Source organism: Streptomyces sp. NPDC047880, from assembly GCF_040706515.1.
Taxonomy (GTDB): domain Bacteria; phylum Actinomycetota; class Actinomycetes; order Streptomycetales; family Streptomycetaceae; genus Streptomyces.
This window is the reverse complement of the sequence record NZ_JBEZOK010000006.1, coordinates 316,275-332,455: the sequence shown is the minus strand read 5'-3', so window position 1 is coordinate 332,455 and position 16,181 is coordinate 316,275. Positions and strand designations below refer to the sequence as shown.

The window sequence follows — 16,181 nt, the reverse complement described above, 5'->3', positions numbered from 1 at the left end:
CACTGCCGGTGACCAGCTCCCGCAGCGGATACCGGGCCAGCACCGCGTCCACCTCCGGCGTCAGCGCCCCCGCCAGACGGGACGCCGCGGGACGGTCCTCGTCCCGCAGGGCGTCGACGGCGGTGCGGATCACGTCGCGCAGTCCCTCCTCCTCGGGCACACCGGCGGCCGCCCGCTCGTACAGACGCGCGCCCTCCTCCAGGACCACGTCCGTGTCCATGCCCGCCGGGATCTTGATCTCGGCGTGATGGCGCCAGGTGCTGACCGGGTCCCCCCATGCCTCGACGGTGAACGTCCACAGGCCCGGCTCCCCGGCGGTGACCGTGGCACCCCACCGGTCCGTCCCGGGGGCCAGCTCGCGCATGGGCGTCCAGGGGCCGGGGCGGCCCTCGGGGTCCTTCAGGACGACGTTGGCGGCCACCGCGTCGTGCCCCTCCCGGAACACGGTCGCCGAGATCTCGAAGGTCTCACCGGTGACGGCCTTGGCCGGCCGGCGTCCCTGCTGCACCACCGGGCGGACGTCCAGGACGGGTATGCGTCCGACGGCGGTCGAGTCGTTCACGGGAGGTGGTGGCGAGGCCGGTGGGCCCGCCTCGGCCGGGCGCGCGGGGCGTGGTTCGCCGCCGGGTGCGCGCGCCCCGGTGGTGCGGCGGTTGGGGGGTGCTGGCGAATGGTGCTTGGCGGGCATGACCGCTCCTGTCCGCGTCAACGTGGGTAGGCGGATGTCTGTGGGGAGGTGGGTCCTGCATGGTGCTCCTGAGAGGGGTACCCGCAGGAGCCTTCCCACCCTATTCGGGTGGGCAATCCGGCACTTTGTTAACTACTCACGCGTATGTCGACACACAAGACCGGCCTCGTCCGCGACGGACGAGGCCGGCCCCCGGCGTGGCTGCTCCTTCGCCCTACTCGCGCGGCACCCGCAGTAATTTGTCCGGCGATCCGAGACCCCGGCCGGAGACCTTCCCGTTCGCCGCTGAGGCCGTCAAAGCCCTCCCGACCTGCGCCGGAGTCGCTTTCCGGTGATCGGCCAAGTAGAGCGCGGCGGCTCCCGCGGCGTGCGGAGACGCCATCGAGGTACCCGAACGGGTTGCCCGCGCGGTGTCGCTCACCGCGGACGCGGAGGTGATATCGACGCCCGGGGCGAACAGATCGAGGGCCGGACCGTGATTGGAGAAGGCCGGTTTTGCATCCTCCCGGTCGGTCGCCCCCACCGTGACGGCCTGCTCGACGCTCCCCGGCGAGTACAGGCCGGCCGGCCTGCCGTCGTTGCCCGCGGCGACCGTGTAGGTGACCCCGGAGGCGATCGAGGCGCGGACGGCCGCGTCCAGCCGCTCGTTGCGCGGTCCGCCCAGGCTGAGGTTGGCGACCGCGGGCTTCCTCGCGTGCCGGGTCACCCAGTCGATCCCGGCGATCACCCGGGCCGTGGTGCCCGCGCCAGCGGCGTCGAGGACGCGCACGGAGACGATCCGGGCCTTCTTGGCGACGCCGTGGACCGTCCCGGCGACCGTGCCGGCGACGTGCGTGCCGTGGCCGTTGGCGTCCGAGGCGTCCCGGTCGTTCCCGACGAAGTCCCAGCCGTGGCCCGCCCGGCCCGCGAAGTCCCGGTGGGTGGTCCGGACGCCGGTGTCGATCACGTACACCGTCACCCCCGCTCCGGCCGACCTGGGCCAGGTGTAGCTCCGGTCCGGTGGCGCCTTCGGCTGGTCGAGGCGGTCCAGCCCCCAGGACGGAGGGTTCTTCTGGGTGCCGTCGAGCCGTACGCGGGTGTCCTGGACGACCGAGGCGACCCGAGGGTCGGCGGCCAGCCGCCCGGCCCGTCTCCCGTCCGCCCGGACCGCGTAGCCGTTCAGGACCGTGCCGTAGACGTGGCTGATCCGCACCCCGTACTTTCCGGCGAGCCCCTTTCCGGCCGCCGACCGGGCCTGCGTGCCCTCCTTCAGTGTCACCAGGTAACTGCCGTGCACGGAGCCGGGTGATCCGGCGCCGGTTATCCGCCCCTCCGGTACGGCGTGCGCGGGCAGGGTGGTGGCCGAAAACGTCACGGCGCAGACCGCCGCCGCCAGGCCCCCCGTCCGGCGCAGACGCCGCTCGCGCGACCGAGCCATGGTCCGAGTTCCCCTCCTCGACTCGGCGTACGGCTGCCGCGCGGCGCCGCGTGCGGCGGGCGCGGGCCGGTACGCCACAGGCAGCCTCTCGTGGCGTGTGAAGCACCACAAGAACGCCTATGGGTGCGGAATCGGCCATATCCGCGGATGGTGCGGTTCAGGCCGATCGGGGGTCCGGTGGCGGAGCCTCAGCGGCGCGGGCGCCGACGCCGGTACTGTCGTAGGAGACGTCGTCGAAGCCCTGCGAAATCCAGCGAACGCGCCGAGGTGGAACCCGTGAAGGCGATCCGTCGATTCACCGTCCGACCCGTTCTCCCCGACCCCCTCCGGCCGCTCAGCGACCTGGCCCGCAACCTGCGCTGGTCGTGGCACGCGGAGACCCGGGACCTGTTCCGGTCCGTGGACCCCGAGCGATGGGCCGCCTCGGGCGGCGACCCCGTCCGGCTGCTCGGCAGCGTGCCGCCCGCGCGACTGGCGGAGCTCGCCGGGGACGACTCGTTCCTGAGCCGCCTCGCCGCGGTCGCGGACGATCTGCGCGACTACACGACCGGCGAGCGCTGGTACCAGACCCAGCCCGAGGAACTGCCCGCCGCGATCGCCTACTTCTCACCCGAGTTCGGCATCACGGCCGCCCTGCCCCAGTACTCCGGCGGCCTCGGCATCCTGGCCGGCGACCACCTCAAGGCGGCCAGCGACCTCGGCGTCCCGCTGATCGGCGTCGGCCTGCTCTACCGGCACGGCTACTTCCGCCAGACCCTGTCCCGCGACGGCTGGCAGCAGGAGCACTACCCCGTCCTCGACCCCAACGAGCTGCCCGTGGCCCAGCTCGAGGAGCCCGACGGCACCCCCGCCCAGGTCGCCCTCGCCCTGCCCGGCGGCAGGCAGCTGCACGCCCGGATCTGGCTGGCGCAGGTCGGCCGCGTCCCGCTGCTGATGCTGGACTCCGACGTCGAGGAGAACGACCTCGGCGAGCGCGGCGTGACCGACCGGCTCTACGGCGGCGGCAGCGAGCACCGGCTGCTGCAGGAGATGCTCCTCGGAATAGGAGGGGTCCGGGCGGTACGGACGTACTGCCGGCTGACCGGCCATCCCGAGCCGGAGGTCTTCCACACCAACGAGGGGCACGCCGGGTTCCTCGGCCTGGAACGCATCGCCGAACTCTGCGCCGAGGGGCTGGACTTCGACGCGGCGCTGGAGTCGGTCCGGGCCGGGACCGTCTTCACCACCCACACGCCCGTCCCGGCCGGCATCGACCGCTTCGACCGCGAGCTGGTCGCCCGGCACTTCGGCCCCGACGCCGAACTGCCCGACATCGACGTCGACCGCGTCCTGCGGCTCGGCATGGAGAGCTACCCGGGCGGCGAGCCCAACCTGTTCAACATGGCCGTGATGGGCCTGCGCCTGGCCCAGCGCGCCAACGGGGTGTCACTGCTGCACGGCAACGTCAGCCGTGAGATGTTCTCCGGCCTGTGGCCCGGCTTCGACGCGGACGAGGTGCCGATCACCTCCGTCACCAACGGGGTGCACGCACCCACCTGGGTCGCCCCCGAGGTGTTCCGGCTCGGTGCCCGGCAGATCGGCGTCCGGCGCGCCGAGGAGGCGATGACGGTCGGCGGCTCGGAGCGCTGGGACTCCGTGGCCGACATCCCCGACCAGGACATCTGGGACCTGCGGCGGGTGCTGCGCGAGCAGCTCGTCGAGGAGGTCCGGGAGCGGCTGCGGGCGTCCTGGCGGCAGCGCGGCGCCGGTACGGCCGAACTGGGCTGGATCGACGGCGTGCTCGACCCGGACGTGCTGACCATCGGCTTCGCCCGGCGTGTCCCGTCGTACAAGCGCCTGACGCTGATGCTGCGCGACCGGGACCGGCTGATGGACCTGTTGCTGCACTCCGAGCGGCCGGTCCAGATCGTCGTCGCGGGCAAGGCGCATCCGGCCGACGACGGCGGCAAGCGGCTCGTGCAGGAGCTGGTGCGGTTCACGGACGACCCGCGGGTGCGCCACCGGATCGTGTTCCTGCCGGACTACGGCATGGCCATGGCACAGAAGCTGTACCCCGGCTGCGACATCTGGCTGAACAACCCGCTGAGGCCGCTGGAGGCCTGCGGCACCTCCGGCATGAAGGCCGCGCTGAACGGCTGTCTCAATCTGTCCGTCCTGGACGGCTGGTGGGACGAGTGGTTCCAGCCCGACTTCGGCTGGGCCATCCCCACGGCGGACGGCGTCGGGACCGACCCGGACCACCGTGACGACATAGAGGCCGCGGCGCTGTACGACCTGCTGGAGCAGCGGGTGACGCCCCGCTTCTACGAGCGCGGGCGCAGCGGGCTGCCGGACCGGTGGATCGAGATGGTCCGGCACACGCTGAGCCTGCTCGGGCCGAAGGTGCTGGCGGGGCGGATGGTCCGCGAGTACGTGGAGCGCCTCTACGCGCCCGCTGCGCTCTCCCACCGGTCCACGGGCCCGGACGCGGCACGCGACCTCGCCGCGTGGAAGGGGAAAGTGCGGGCGGCGTGGCCGGATGTGACCGTCGACCATGTGGAGACGTCGGCGTCGGACGCGCTGGCCGAGCTGGGGACGACGCTGGGGCTGCGGGTACGGGTCGGGCTCGGTGAGCTCGGGCCGGACGACGTGGAGGTGCAGGTCGTCTCCGGGCGGGTGGACGAGGAGGACCGGATCGGGGACGCGACGGTCGTGCCTCTGAAGCCGGTGGGGTCTCCCGACCAGGACGGGCGCTGGGTGTACGAGGGGCCCTTGTCGCTGGATCGCACCGGGCCTTTTGGGTACACGGTGCGGATCCTTCCCGCGCATCGGCTGTTGGCGTCCAGCGCGGAGTTGGGCTTGGTGGCCGGGCCCTCTGAGGAGCTGGTGGCGGCTGCGGGGTTGCTCATGCGGTGAAGGTGGCGTGCGGGTGCGTGGGGGCTTGTCGCGCCCACGCGGCGGAGCCGCTCATCGATACAGCCCCGCGCGCCTAGGGCGAGTCGGCGCCCTGCGTCGACAAGTTCCGCAGGACGCTGCCACACCTGCGGGCGTAGGCGTGCTGGAAACCCCTCGTCGCGGGGCCGCCCGCCTTCGCGTACCACTTGGCCGGCCGGCTGAAAGCGTTCACCGTGAGCCAGACCGTGCCGTCTCCCGTGCGGTCCACGACGAACGACTCCTCGCCGGTCTCCGGGTGGCCGGGCAACGTGCCGTAGGCCCAGCCCGCCCGGCGGGGTTCCTCGACCGTCCAGACCACGCGGCAGGGGGCCTTGATCACGCCGGCGAGGGTGACCGTGACGTCCACGCCGGGGGCGGCACGGTCCGCGGTCGTGTCCATGCCCACGCCCATGGCCCGGTGCATCTCCCAGGTCAGGACCGCCTCCGAGGCACGGCGGAAGACCTCCTCGCCCTCGCCCAGGCGGGTGCGTACGTTCATGGGACGGAAGCCCGGCGGGCAGAAACCCTGGTCACGGGTGGCGCCGACATCGGCGTAGGTGAAGTCCTGCGAATCCGTAGAAGACACGGTCCCCAAGAGTAAGGCGGTACCCGGACCCGCCCGGGGCCCGGGTACCGCCCGTGGTCGTGCTTCGGTCAGCCGACGTTCACGGCCGACCAGGCGGCGGCGACCGCCTTGTACTCGGTGCTGGACGCGCCGTACAGAGCCGAGGCCGCGTTCAGGGTCGCGGTGCGGGCCTGCGCGTACTTGGTCGTCGACGTCATGTACGTCGTCAGCGCCTTGTACCAGATCTGCAGCGCCTTGGTGCGGCCGATGCCGGTGACCGTGGAGCCGTTGGACGTGGGCGAGTTGTAGGTCACGCCGTTGATCGTCTTCGAGCCGCTGCCCTCGGACAGCAGGTAGAAGAAGTGGTTGGCGGGACCGGAGGAGTAGTGGACGTCCACGCCGCCCAGGCCGGAGGACCAGCTGTCCTTGGACGAGCCGTCCTTGCTGGGCTTGTCCATGTAGCGCAGCGGGGTGCCGTCGCCGTTGATGTCGATCTCCTCGCCGATGAGGTAGTCACCGACGTCGGAGGAGTTGCCCGCGAAGAACTCGGCGCCCGCGCCGAAGATGTCGCTGGTGGCCTCGTTCAGGCCGCCGGACTCGCCGCTGTAGTTCAGGCCCGCCGTGGCCGACGTCAGACCGTGGCTCATCTCGTGCGCCGCCACGTCCAGCGAGGTCAGCGGGTTGGTGTTGCCCGAGCCGTCGCCGTAGGTCATGCAGAAGCAGCTGTCGGACCAGAAGGCGTTGACGTAGCTGTTGCCGTAGTGGACCCGCGAGTAGGCGGCCTTGCCGTCGTTGCGGATGCCGTTGCGGCCGAAGGTGCTCTTGTAGAAGTCCCAGGTGATCTGGGCGCCGTAGTGCGCGTCGGCGGCGGCGGTCTCGGCGTTGGACGGGTCGCCGGTGCCCCAGACGTCGTCGGCGCCGGAGAAGAGGGTGCCGGTGCCGGAGGTGCCGCGGTTGAGGTTGTAGGTCTTGTGGCCGCCGCGGGTGCCGTCCGTGAGGTTGTAGGTCGACCCGGACTTGGTGGTGCTGAGGGTGACCTGGCCGCTGTACGTGGTGTTGCCGGTGCCGGTCTCGATGCCCTGGTACTCGTAGAGCTTCTTGCCGGTGGCGGCGTCGGTGATGACGTGCAGCTCGTTCGGGGTGCCGTCCTCCTGGAGGCCGCCGACGACGGTCTCGTAGGCGAGGACCGGCTTGCCGCTCGCGGCCCAGATCACCTTGCGGGGAGCGGAGTTCGCCTCGGCCTTGGCCGAGCCGGCCGCCTTGGCGAGGGTCACGGCCTGCTGCTCGGCCGTGGCGGCGGTGACCCCGGGCTTGAGCGAGGCGACCTTCAGGGCCGCCTTGGTGGCTCTGGTGACGCCCTTGGTCGTGCCGGACTTCGACTCGTGCACCACGAGGTCGCCGCCGAGGACCGGCAGGCCCCCGTAGGTGCGCTCGTAGCGGGTGTGCACCGAGCCGTCGGCGTCCTTCACGACGTCCTTGACGACCAGCTTCTCCTGGGCGCCGAGGCCTATCGCGTCGGCGGTCTTCGTGGCGTCCGCCTGCTGCTCCTGGATGAGCGCGGTGCGGGCGGGCGCGGAGAGCAGCACGGGGGCCGCGGCGAGGGCCGGCTTGCTCGCGGAGTCGGCAGCGGCGCTGCTGCCGGAGGTCAGGCCGGTGGTGAGCAGGGCGCCGGCGGCGACAGCGGTGGCGATGGCCAGCGTGGCGCGCTTTTGACGCGCGTAGAGAGAGGTGGACACACAAGCTCCTCGATGTGGGGGAAGTGCTGTGGTGCTGTGCGGCGTGGGGGAAGAGTGGCACTGGGGACGCGTACATGTCAGGAGAGAGGCGTGATGTTGGCCGGAACTCGACGGCCAGATGTACGCGAGGACACGTGAAACGGACGCCGCCCCGGGGGATTCGAACCCACCGGGGCGGCGCCCTGACTCGAGGGCCGGATGGCCTGTGGAGCTACCGGTCTACGGGAAGGTCAGCTTCCAGCTGTTGATGTAGCCGGTGTCGATGGCCGCGTTGTCCTGGACCCGGAGGTTCCAGACGCCGTTGGCCACCTCGGAGGAGGCGTTCACCGTGTAGGTGGTGTTGATGTTGTCCGCGCTTCCGCCGGTGCCGTAGCCCTTCAGCGTGTACACCGTGCCGTCGGGGGCGACCAGGTCCACCTTGAGGTCACCGATGTAGGTGTGGACGATGTCCACCGCGACCTGGAGGTTGGACGGCGCGTTGCCCGTCCGGCCGGAGACGGTGACCGGCGAGGTGACCGCCGCGCCGCGGTCCGGGATCGCCACGTCTGCGGTGTTCTCGAAGGACGTGCCGCCGCCGCCTCCGCCGCCGGAGCGGGTGCCGACGTTGACGCCCGCCCACGCGTCCTGGACCGCCTTGTACTCGGCGCTGTCCGTGCCGTACAGCTCACCCGTGGCCGCGAGGGTGCCGGTGCGGGCGCCCGCGTAGTTGGTGTTCGAGGTGAACTTCGTGGTGAGCGCGCGGAACCAGATCTTCTCCGCCTTGTCCCGGCCGATGCCGGTGACCGGAAGGCCGTCCGAGGTGGCCGAGTTGTACGTGACACCGTTGATGGTCTTGGTGCCGCTGCCCTCGGAGAGCAGGTAGAAGAAGTGGTTGGCGGGGCCCGACGAGTAGTGCACGTCGACCGAGCCGATGCCCGAGTACCAGCTGTCCTTGGACGCGCCGTCCTTGCTGGGCTTGTCCATGTAGCGCAGCGGGCTGCCGTCGCCGTTGATGTCGATCTCCTCGCCGATGAGGTAGTCACCGACGTCGGAGGAGTTGTTCGCGTAGAACTCGACCGTCGATCCGAAGATGTCGGAGGTGGCCTCGTTCAGACCGCCGGACTCGCCGCTGTAGACGAGGCCCGCGGTGTTGGACGTGACGCCGTGGGTCATCTCGTGACCGGCCACGTCGATGGACGTCAGCGGGTGGGTGTTGCCCGACCCGTCGCCGTAGGTCATGCAGAAGCAGCTGTCGGACCAGAAGGCGTTGACGTAGTTGTTGCCGTAGTGGACGCGGGAGTAGGCGCCGACACCGTCGCCCTTGATGCCCGAACGCCCGTGCACGTTCTTGTAGTAGTCCCACGTCAGCGCGGCGCCGTAGTGCGCGTCCGCCCCCGCGGTCTCCGCGTTGGAGGGGCTGCCGTTGCCCCACACGTCGTCGGGACCGGAGAACAGCGTGCCGGTGCCGGACGTGCCGCGGTTGAGGTTGTACGTCTTGTGGCCGCCGCGCGCGCCGTCCGTGAGGTTGTACGCCGACCCGGACTGCGTGGTGCCGAGCGTCACCGTTCCGCTGTACATCGTGTTGCCGGTGCCGTTCTCGATGCCCTGGTACTCGTAGAGCTTGGCACCCGTGGCGGCGTCGGTGACGACGTGCAGCTCGTTCGGCGTGCCGTCCTTCTGGAGGCCGCCCACGACGGTCTCGTAGGCGAGGGTGGGCTTGCCGTTGGCCGCCCAGATCACCTTGCGCGGCGCCTTGTCGACATCGGCGCTCTTGGTGTCGTCCGCCTTGGCGACGGCCAGCGCCTGCTTCTGCGCCTTGGCGGCGGAGACGGCGGGGGTGGTGGTGGCCGGCTTGATGGCGGCGCGGGTCGCCTTGACGACCGCCTTGGCCGCACCGGACCCGGCGGTCTTGACGACCAGGTCGCCGCCGAGGACGGGCAGGCCGTCGTAGGTGCGCTCGTAGCGGGTGTGGACCGTGCCGTCGGCGTCCTTCACGACGTCACGGACGACCAGCTTCTCCTTGGCGCCCAAGCCCAGGTCCTGGGCCGTCTGCGCCGTGCGGGCCTCGGCCTTGCGGATCAGCGCGGCCCGCTGGGCGGGGCTGAGCTTGACCGACTCCGCGCCGGGGACCGCCTTGCTCGCGGCCGCCGGTGCCTGTTCCGGGGCGGCGACCGCGGTGCCGCTCTGGACGGCGGCGGCGATCAGCGCGGCGACGCCGGCGAGGGCCACGGCCGCGGTGGTGTGGGGAGTGCGTCTGTGGGAGGTGCCTCTTCGCGAGGAACTGCTTCTCAACACTGACTCCTTCTGCGGGACCGGGGGTCGCCCGGCCTGGGGAGGTGGAGGTGTTGCTGTGGGGTTCCTGTGGAGCAGTCGTGGGAAGCGTGGCAGGGGAGCGCGCTTTCTGTCAGGACCGCGTCAAAAGTATGGCCGGAAACGGTTCGTTGTCCGGAAGTTCATGTTCGGTATGCGGACGTTTCCCCGAGCCGACGCTTCGCTGCGCCGGGGCGCAGGAGCGCTGCGCCCGCGAGCCGCCGGTACGGCGACGACCACCTGGCCCGACGGGTGCGGGCCCCGGACGCCGCCGCTGCGCGCCCTACGCCAGGCTGTCCCGCCAGGCCCGGTGCAGATCCGCGAACCGGCCGGTCCCCGCGATGAGTTCGGCCGGTTCGCCGTCCTCCACGATCCGGCCGTCTTCCATCACCAGGACCCGGTCCGCGATCTCCACGGTCGACAGCCGGTGCGCGATGACCACGGCCGTACGGCCCTTCAGCACCGTCTTCATGGCCTGCTGCACCGCACGCTCCCCGGGGACGTCCAGCGAGCTGGTCGCCTCGTCGAGGATCAGCACCGCCGGGTCGGCCAGCAACGCCCGGGCGAACGCGACCAGTTGCCGCTGCCCGGCGGAGATCCGGCCGCCCCGCTTGCGCACGTCGGTGTCGTAGCCGTCGGGCAGGGCGCTGATGAAGTCGTGCGCGCCGATCTCCTTCGCCGCCTGCTCCATCTCCTCGCGGGTGGCGTCGGGCCGGCCGATCGCGATGTTGTCGGCGACCGTGCCGGAGAACAGGAACGTCTCCTGCGTCACCATGACCACCCCGCGCCGCAGTTCGGGCACGGCGAGGTCGCGCAGATCGACGCCGTCCAGCAGCACGCGGCCGCCGGAGGGGTCGTAGAACCGGGCCAGCAGCTTGGCCAGCGTCGACTTCCCGGCGCCCGTGGAGCCCACGACCGCGACCGTCTGCCCCGCCGGCAGGGTGAGGCCGAACGCGGGCAGCACCTCCCCGCCGGTGCGGTAGCCGAAGCGGACGCCGTCGAAGACCACTTCCCGGCCGGGGTGTTCGCCCTCCAGCGGCGGAAGCTGCCGCGGGGCGGCCGGCTCGGGGACCGAGGGGGTCTGGGCGAGCAGGCCGGCGATCTTCTCCAGCGAGGCCGCCGCCGACTGGTAGGAGTTCAGGAACATCCCGAGCCGGTCGATGGGGTCGTAGAGCCGCCGCAGGTACAGCACGGCCGCCGCGAGCACACCGAGGGCCAGCGTGCCGTCCGCGACCCGGTGGGCACCCCACAGGACGATCGCCGCGACCGCCGTGTTGGCGATCAGCCGCGAACCGGTGACGTAGCGGGCCATCTCCAGCAGCGCGTCGCCGTTGACCCGCTCGTGCCGCCGGTTGAGCTCGCCGAAGTCCGCGTCGTTGGCGGACTCGCGTCGGAAGGCGCGCACCGGCCGGATGCCGTTCATCGTCTCGACGAACTTGACGATCACGGCCGCGATGGCGGTCGACCGCACCCGGTACACCCGCCCGGCCCGCCGCCGGTACCACCGCACGAGCGCGTGGAGCGGCACCAGGGACGCCACCGCCACGCCCCCGAGCCCCAGGTCGAGCCAGAGCAGCATCGCCGAGATGTAGACGAAGGAAAGGATCACCGTCACGAGCTCCTGGAGGCCCTCGTCCAGCAGTTCGCGCAGCGACTCCACGTCGGTCGTGGAGCGGGAGATGAGCCGGCCCGAGGTGTAGCGCTCGTGGAAGTCCACGCTCAGCGCCTGCGCGTGGCGGAAGATCCGGCCGCGCAGATCCAGCAGCACGTCCTGGCTGACCCGGGCCGCGGCGGCGACGAAGGCGAACTGCAGCCCGCCGGCGGCCAGCGCGCACGTCAGATAGGCGACGCCCACCGCGATCAGCGGCCCGTGGTCCTGCGCCCGGAACGCCGGCACACCGCGGTCGATGGCGTACGCCACGAGCAGCGGACCCGCCTGCACGACCGCCTGCTGGAGCAGCAACAGGAGCGTCGTGACCGCGACCCGGGCCTTCATGGGCGCGAGCAGGGAGCGCAGCAGGGCCCCGGTGGCGCCCGGCGGGGTGGGCAGGACGTCCCGGTCGAACGGGTCGCCGGGGGAGGGGGACCGGTCGTCGGGCCGGTCGCCGGGCTTGCTGCCGGGCGGTGCGCCGGTGGCCGTGGTCATCGTGCGCCCTCCTCTTCCCCAGACATCAGATGCGCGTACTCGGCGTTCTCGCGCAGCAGTTCGTGGTGGGTGCCGACCGCGGCGATCCGGCCGCCGGACAGCAGGGCGACACGGTCGGCGAGCAGCACGGTGGACGGGCGGTGCGCGACGATGAGGGCGGTGGTGTCCGCGAGGACGTGCCGCAGAGCGGCCTCCACGGCGGCCTCGGTGTGTACGTCCAGCGCCGACAGCGGGTCGTCCAGGACGAGGAACTCCGGCTGCCCGACGACGGCCCGGGCCAGCGCGAGCCGCTGGCGCTGCCCACCGGAGAGACTGAGGCCCTGCTCGCCCACCTGGGTGTCGGTGCCCTGGGGCAGGGCGTGCGCGAAGCCGGCCTGGGCGACGGCGAGGGCACGCTCCAGATCGGCCGGGCCGACGGTGTCCCCGGCGCCCATGAGAACGTTGTCGCCGACCGTGGCCGAGAACAGTGTCGGCTCCTCGAACGCCATGGCGACCTTGGCGCGCAGCGCTTCCCTGGACAGGTCCGTGATGTCGATGCCGTCGAGGGTGATGCGGCCCGAGGTCACCTCGTGGAGGCGGGGGACGAGCGCGGTGAGGGTGGTCTTGCCGCTGCCGGTGGCACCGACCAGGGCCATGGACTCGCCGGAGCGGATGTGCAGGTCGACGTCCCGCAGCACGGGCGCGGAACCGGGCTCGGCGTCCGGGTAGCGGAACTGGACGTGGTGGAAGCGCAGCCCGGTGTCCTCCGGCCGCCTCGCGCCGGTGAGCGCGCTCGAGGAGGCCTGCGCGCTCGAGGAGGCGTGCGCGCTCGAGGAGGCCTGCGCGCTCGAGGAGGCGTGCGCGCTCGAGGAGGCCTGCGCGCTCGAGGAGGCGTGCTCCGCCTCCTCGTCCATCACCTCGAAGAACCGCTCCGTCGCCGTCGCCGCCTCCTGGCTCATCGCCAGCAGGAACCCGATCGACTCCACCGGCCACCGCAGGGCCAGCGCCGTCGACAGGAACGCCACCAGTGTCCCGGCCGACAGGGAACCGTCCGCCACCTGGACGGCCCCCACCACCAGCGCCGCCCCGATCGCGACCTCCGGCAGCGTCACGATGACGCCCCAGATCGTCGCCAGCAGCCGTGCCTTGCGCAGCTCCGTGCCGCGCAGCGTCCTCGACAGGTCCCGGAACGCCCGGGCCTGACTGCGGTGGCGGCCGAAGCCCTTGATGATGCGGATGCCGAGCACGCTCTCCTCGACGACCGTCGTCAGGTCGCCGACCTGGTCCTGGGCCCGCCGGGCCACCTGCGCGTACTGCTTCTCGAAGATCACGCAGGTGACCACGACGGGCACGGCGGGCCCGAGGACGACCAGCCCCAGCGTCCAGTCCTGGAGCAGCATGATGACCACGCCGACGACGATCGTCACCCCGTTGACCAGCAGGAACGTCAGCGGGAAGGCGAGGAACTGGCGCAGCAGCATCAGGTCCGTGGTGGCCCGGGAGAGCAACTGCCCCGAGGCCCACCGGTCGTGGAAGGCCACCGGCAGCCGCTGCAGGTGCCGGTACAGCCCCGCCCGCATGGACGCCTCGACGTGGGTGAGCGGACGGGCCACCAGCCACCGCCGCAGCCCGAACAGCAGGGCCTCCGTGAAGCCGAGCAACAGCAGGTACAGCGCGCCGAACCACACTCCGGCCGGGTCCCGCCGGGCGATCGGCCCGTCGACCATCCACTTCAGGACGAGCGGGATCACCAGGCCCACGCAAGAGGCGAGTACCGCGACGCACGCGGCACTGGACAGCCGCGCCCGCACGGGCCGCACGTACGGCCACAGGCGCAGCAGCGAACGCACGGCGGAACGGTCCTGGGCGGGGGCGGGTGTCGTGGCCATCAGCAGCGAGACTACGGATCGCCACTGACACTGCCCACCGAGTTTTGGCCGGACCCGGCCCGGGCCTTGGTCCTGCGACCTGGGGGAACGTTCGACGGGTCGTACGTCCGCGTCAGCCGATCGGCCGATGCCGCCGGAGCGCGATCCCCGTCCTCGGCTCCGCCGGCAACTCCGGCCGCCCCGGCGCGAGATCGGCCCGCTCGCGCCGGTCGTCGACCGGGTCGCACAGGTGGCCGGTGTGCCCCGCGCCGCCCTCCCGCCCGGTCGGCGAAACGATGCCTCAGCCCGTCACCCGCAGCAGCAGCACCGCCCGCGCCGGCATCGTGATCTCCGAACCCGCCCGGTGCTCCACGCCCGGCGCCTCCCCCTGCTCCTCCAGGCTCGTGTCCACGACCACCTCGTACCGCTCGGCCCAGGGCGGCCCCGGCAGTACGAAGTCCACGGGCCCCTCACCCGCGTGCAGCACGGCCAGGAAGCTGTCGTCGAGGATCTGCTCCCCGCGTTCGTCGCGGCCCGGGATGTCCCGGCCGGACAGGTACATGCCCAGTGTGGCGGCGGGCGCGTACCAGTCCTGCTCGGTCATCTCCGTGCCCCGCGAGGTGAACCAGGCCAGGTCGCGCAGTCCGTCCGCGGTCTGCGCCCGGCCCGAGAAGAACGCCCTGCGCCTGAGCACCGGGTGCCGGTGGCGCAGCGCGATCAGCCGGGAGGTCAGTGCGAACAGGGCCTGCCAGGCGGGGTCCTCCAGCAGCTCCCAGTCCAGCCAGCCGATCTCGTTGTCCTGGCAGTACGCGTTGTTGTTGCCGCGCTGGGTGCGGCCCAGTTCGTCGCCCGCGACCAGCATGGGCACGCCCGTCGACAGCAGCAGCGTGGTCAGCAGGTTCCTGAGCTGCCGGCGCCTGAGCGCCCGTACCCCCTCGTCGTCCGTCTCGCCCTCGGCGCCGCAGTTCCAGGCCCGGTTGTCGTCCGTGCCGTCCCGGTTGCCCTCGCCGTTGGCCTCGTTGTGCTTGCGCTCGTAGGACACGAGGTCGCGCAGGGTGAAACCGTCGTGCGCGGTGATGAAGTTGACCGACGCGTACGGCCTGCGCCCGCCCCAGGCGTACAGGTCGCTGGAGCCCGACAGCCGGTAGCCCATCTCCCGGACGTCCGGCAGCGCGTGCCGCCAGAAGTCCCGTACAGCGTTGCGGTACCGGTCGTTCCACTCCGTCCACAGCGGCGGGAAGGCGCCCACCTGGTAGCCGCCCGACCCCACGTCCCACGGCTCGGCGATCAGCTTCACCCGGCGCAGCACCGGGTCCTGGGCGATGACCGCGAGGAACGGGGACAGCATGTCGACGTCGTGCATGGAGCGGGCCAGCGCCGCCGCCAGGTCGAAGCGGAAGCCGTCCACGCCCATCTCGGTCACCCAGTACCGCAGCGAGTCCGTGATCAGGCGCAGCACGTGCGGCTGGACCACGTGCAGGGTGTTGCCGCAGCCGGTGTAGTCGGCGTAGCGGCGGGCGTCGTCCTGGAGGCGGTAGTAGCCGCGGTTGTCGACGCCCTTCAAGGACAGCGTCGGACCCAGCTCGCCCGCCTCCGCGGTGTGGTTGTAGACCACGTCCAGGATGACCTCGATCCCGGCCGCGTGCAGGGCGCGCACCATCCGCTTGAACTCGCCGACCTGCTGCCCTCTCGTCCCGGAGGCCGCGTAGCCGGCGTGCGGGGCGAAGTATCCGATGGAGTTGTAGCCCCAGTAGTTCCTGAGGCTCCTGCGCAGCAGGTGGTCCTCGTGGGCGAACTGGTGCACCGGCAGCAGCTCCACCGCCGTCACCCCCAGCTTCACCAGGTGCTCGACCGCCGCCGGGTGCGCGAGACCGGCGTAGGTGCCGCGCAGCTCCTCGGGGATGCCCGGGTGCAGCCGGGTGAAGCCCTTGACGTGCAGCTCGTAGATCACCGAGTCGGCCCAGGGGGTCTTCGGCCGGCGGTCGTCGGCCCAGTCGTCGTCATCGTGGACGACGACGCCCTTCGGCACGTACGGCGCCGAGTCCCGGTCGTCGCGCACGGTGTCGGCGACGTGCTGCTGCGGCCAGTCGCGGACGTGCCCGTAGACCTCCGGCGGCAGGCCGAAGTCGCCGTCCACCGCGCGGGCGTACGGGTCGAGCAGCAGCTTCGCCGGGTTCCAGCGGGCGCCGGTCCACGGGTCCCAGCGGCCGTGCACCCGGTAGCCGTAGCGCTGGCCGGGCAGCACGCCCGGGACGAAGCCGTGCCAGATCTCGTGGGTCAGCTCGGCGAGCCGGACCCGCGACTCCTTGCCCGTCTCGTCGAACAGGCACAGCTCCACGCCCTCGGCTCCGCCCGCCCACAACGCGAAGTTGGTGCCCGCCACCCCGTCCGGGCCGACCCGGAACCGGGCACCCAGCGGGGTCGGAGCGCCCGGCCACGCGGGCACGGTGGGCGGCGGCGCGGCCCGCCGTGCTCCGTTCACGGCGGCGGCCTGGCGCCCGTTCCCGGTGGCCCGATGACCGGCCACCGCCTCCTGCTCGGCTGCGCTGGACACCTGTCAGCCTCCCACCGGCTCGTGGG

The 16,181-nt window shown here is 72.0% G+C and carries 9 protein-coding genes; 1 reads left to right on the top strand and 8 read right to left on the bottom strand.

Annotated elements, in window-relative coordinates:
- Both AB0937_RS13005 and AB0937_RS13000 read right to left on the bottom strand, forming a co-directional pair.
- Positions 1–688 (bottom strand): maltotransferase domain-containing protein (locus tag AB0937_RS13005; RefSeq protein ID WP_366711435.1); only part of this gene is annotated, 688 nt, incomplete at its 3' end.
- Positions 689–902: 214 nt separating this feature from the next.
- A complete protein-coding gene (locus AB0937_RS13000) occupies positions 903–2,105 on the bottom strand; it encodes a S8 family peptidase (RefSeq protein ID WP_366711434.1) in 1,203 nt (400 codons plus the stop codon).
- 276 nt (positions 2,106–2,381) lie between these two features.
- Between AB0937_RS13000 and AB0937_RS12995 the strand changes: the two genes are divergently transcribed.
- On the top strand, positions 2,382–5,000 hold the full coding sequence (locus tag AB0937_RS12995; RefSeq protein WP_366711433.1) for a glycosyltransferase family 1 protein: 2,619 nt from the start codon (positions 2,382–2,384) through the stop codon (positions 4,998–5,000).
- 73 nt (positions 5,001–5,073) lie between these two features.
- Here the strand turns inward: AB0937_RS12995 and AB0937_RS12990 are convergent, their stop codons facing one another.
- The 6 genes from AB0937_RS12990 to glgX all read right to left on the bottom strand — a co-directional run bounded on the left by AB0937_RS12990 (position 5,074) and on the right by glgX (position 16,155).
- Positions 5,074–5,613, bottom strand: a complete 540-nt coding sequence (locus AB0937_RS12990) for a DUF1990 domain-containing protein (protein WP_366711432.1) — start codon at positions 5,611–5,613, stop codon at positions 5,074–5,076.
- Positions 5,614–5,672: 59 nt separating this feature from the next.
- Positions 5,673–7,319 (bottom strand): M4 family metallopeptidase, encoded by a 1,647-nt coding sequence (locus AB0937_RS12985; RefSeq protein WP_366711430.1) that lies wholly within the window; start codon positions 7,317–7,319, stop codon positions 5,673–5,675.
- 219 nt (positions 7,320–7,538) lie between these two features.
- Complete coding sequence (locus AB0937_RS12980) at positions 7,539–9,590, bottom strand: M4 family metallopeptidase (protein WP_366711429.1); 2,052 nt, start codon at positions 9,588–9,590, stop codon at positions 7,539–7,541.
- A 301-nt stretch (positions 9,591–9,891) separates the two neighbouring features.
- Positions 9,892–11,754: an ABC transporter ATP-binding protein gene (locus AB0937_RS12975; RefSeq protein ID WP_366711427.1), complete on the bottom strand. Its 1,863-nt coding sequence runs from the start codon at positions 11,752–11,754 to the stop codon at positions 9,892–9,894.
- On the bottom strand, positions 11,751–13,622 hold the full coding sequence (locus AB0937_RS12970; protein WP_366711426.1) for an ABC transporter ATP-binding protein: 1,872 nt from the start codon (positions 13,620–13,622) through the stop codon (positions 11,751–11,753). The genes AB0937_RS12975 and AB0937_RS12970 overlap by 4 nt, the downstream gene beginning before the upstream one ends.
- Positions 13,623–13,902: 280 nt before the next feature.
- On the bottom strand, positions 13,903–16,155 hold the full coding sequence (gene glgX, locus AB0937_RS12965) for a glycogen debranching protein GlgX (RefSeq protein ID WP_366711425.1): 2,253 nt from the start codon (positions 16,153–16,155) through the stop codon (positions 13,903–13,905).
- Positions 16,156–16,181: the final 26 nt, after the last annotated feature.

Bases quoted from the DNA above. Each gene is read 5' to 3' on its own strand.
- AB0937_RS12975 (WP_366711427.1), bottom strand. From the start codon at position 11,754: ATGACCACGGCCACCGGCGCACCGCCCGGCAGCAAGCCCGGCGACCGG.
- AB0937_RS12970 (WP_366711426.1), bottom strand. From the start codon at position 13,622: ATGGCCACGACACCCGCCCCCGCCCAGGACCGTTCCGCCGTGCGTTCG.
- AB0937_RS13000 (WP_366711434.1), bottom strand. From the start codon at position 2,105: ATGGCTCGGTCGCGCGAGCGGCGTCTGCGCCGGACGGGGGGCCTGGCG.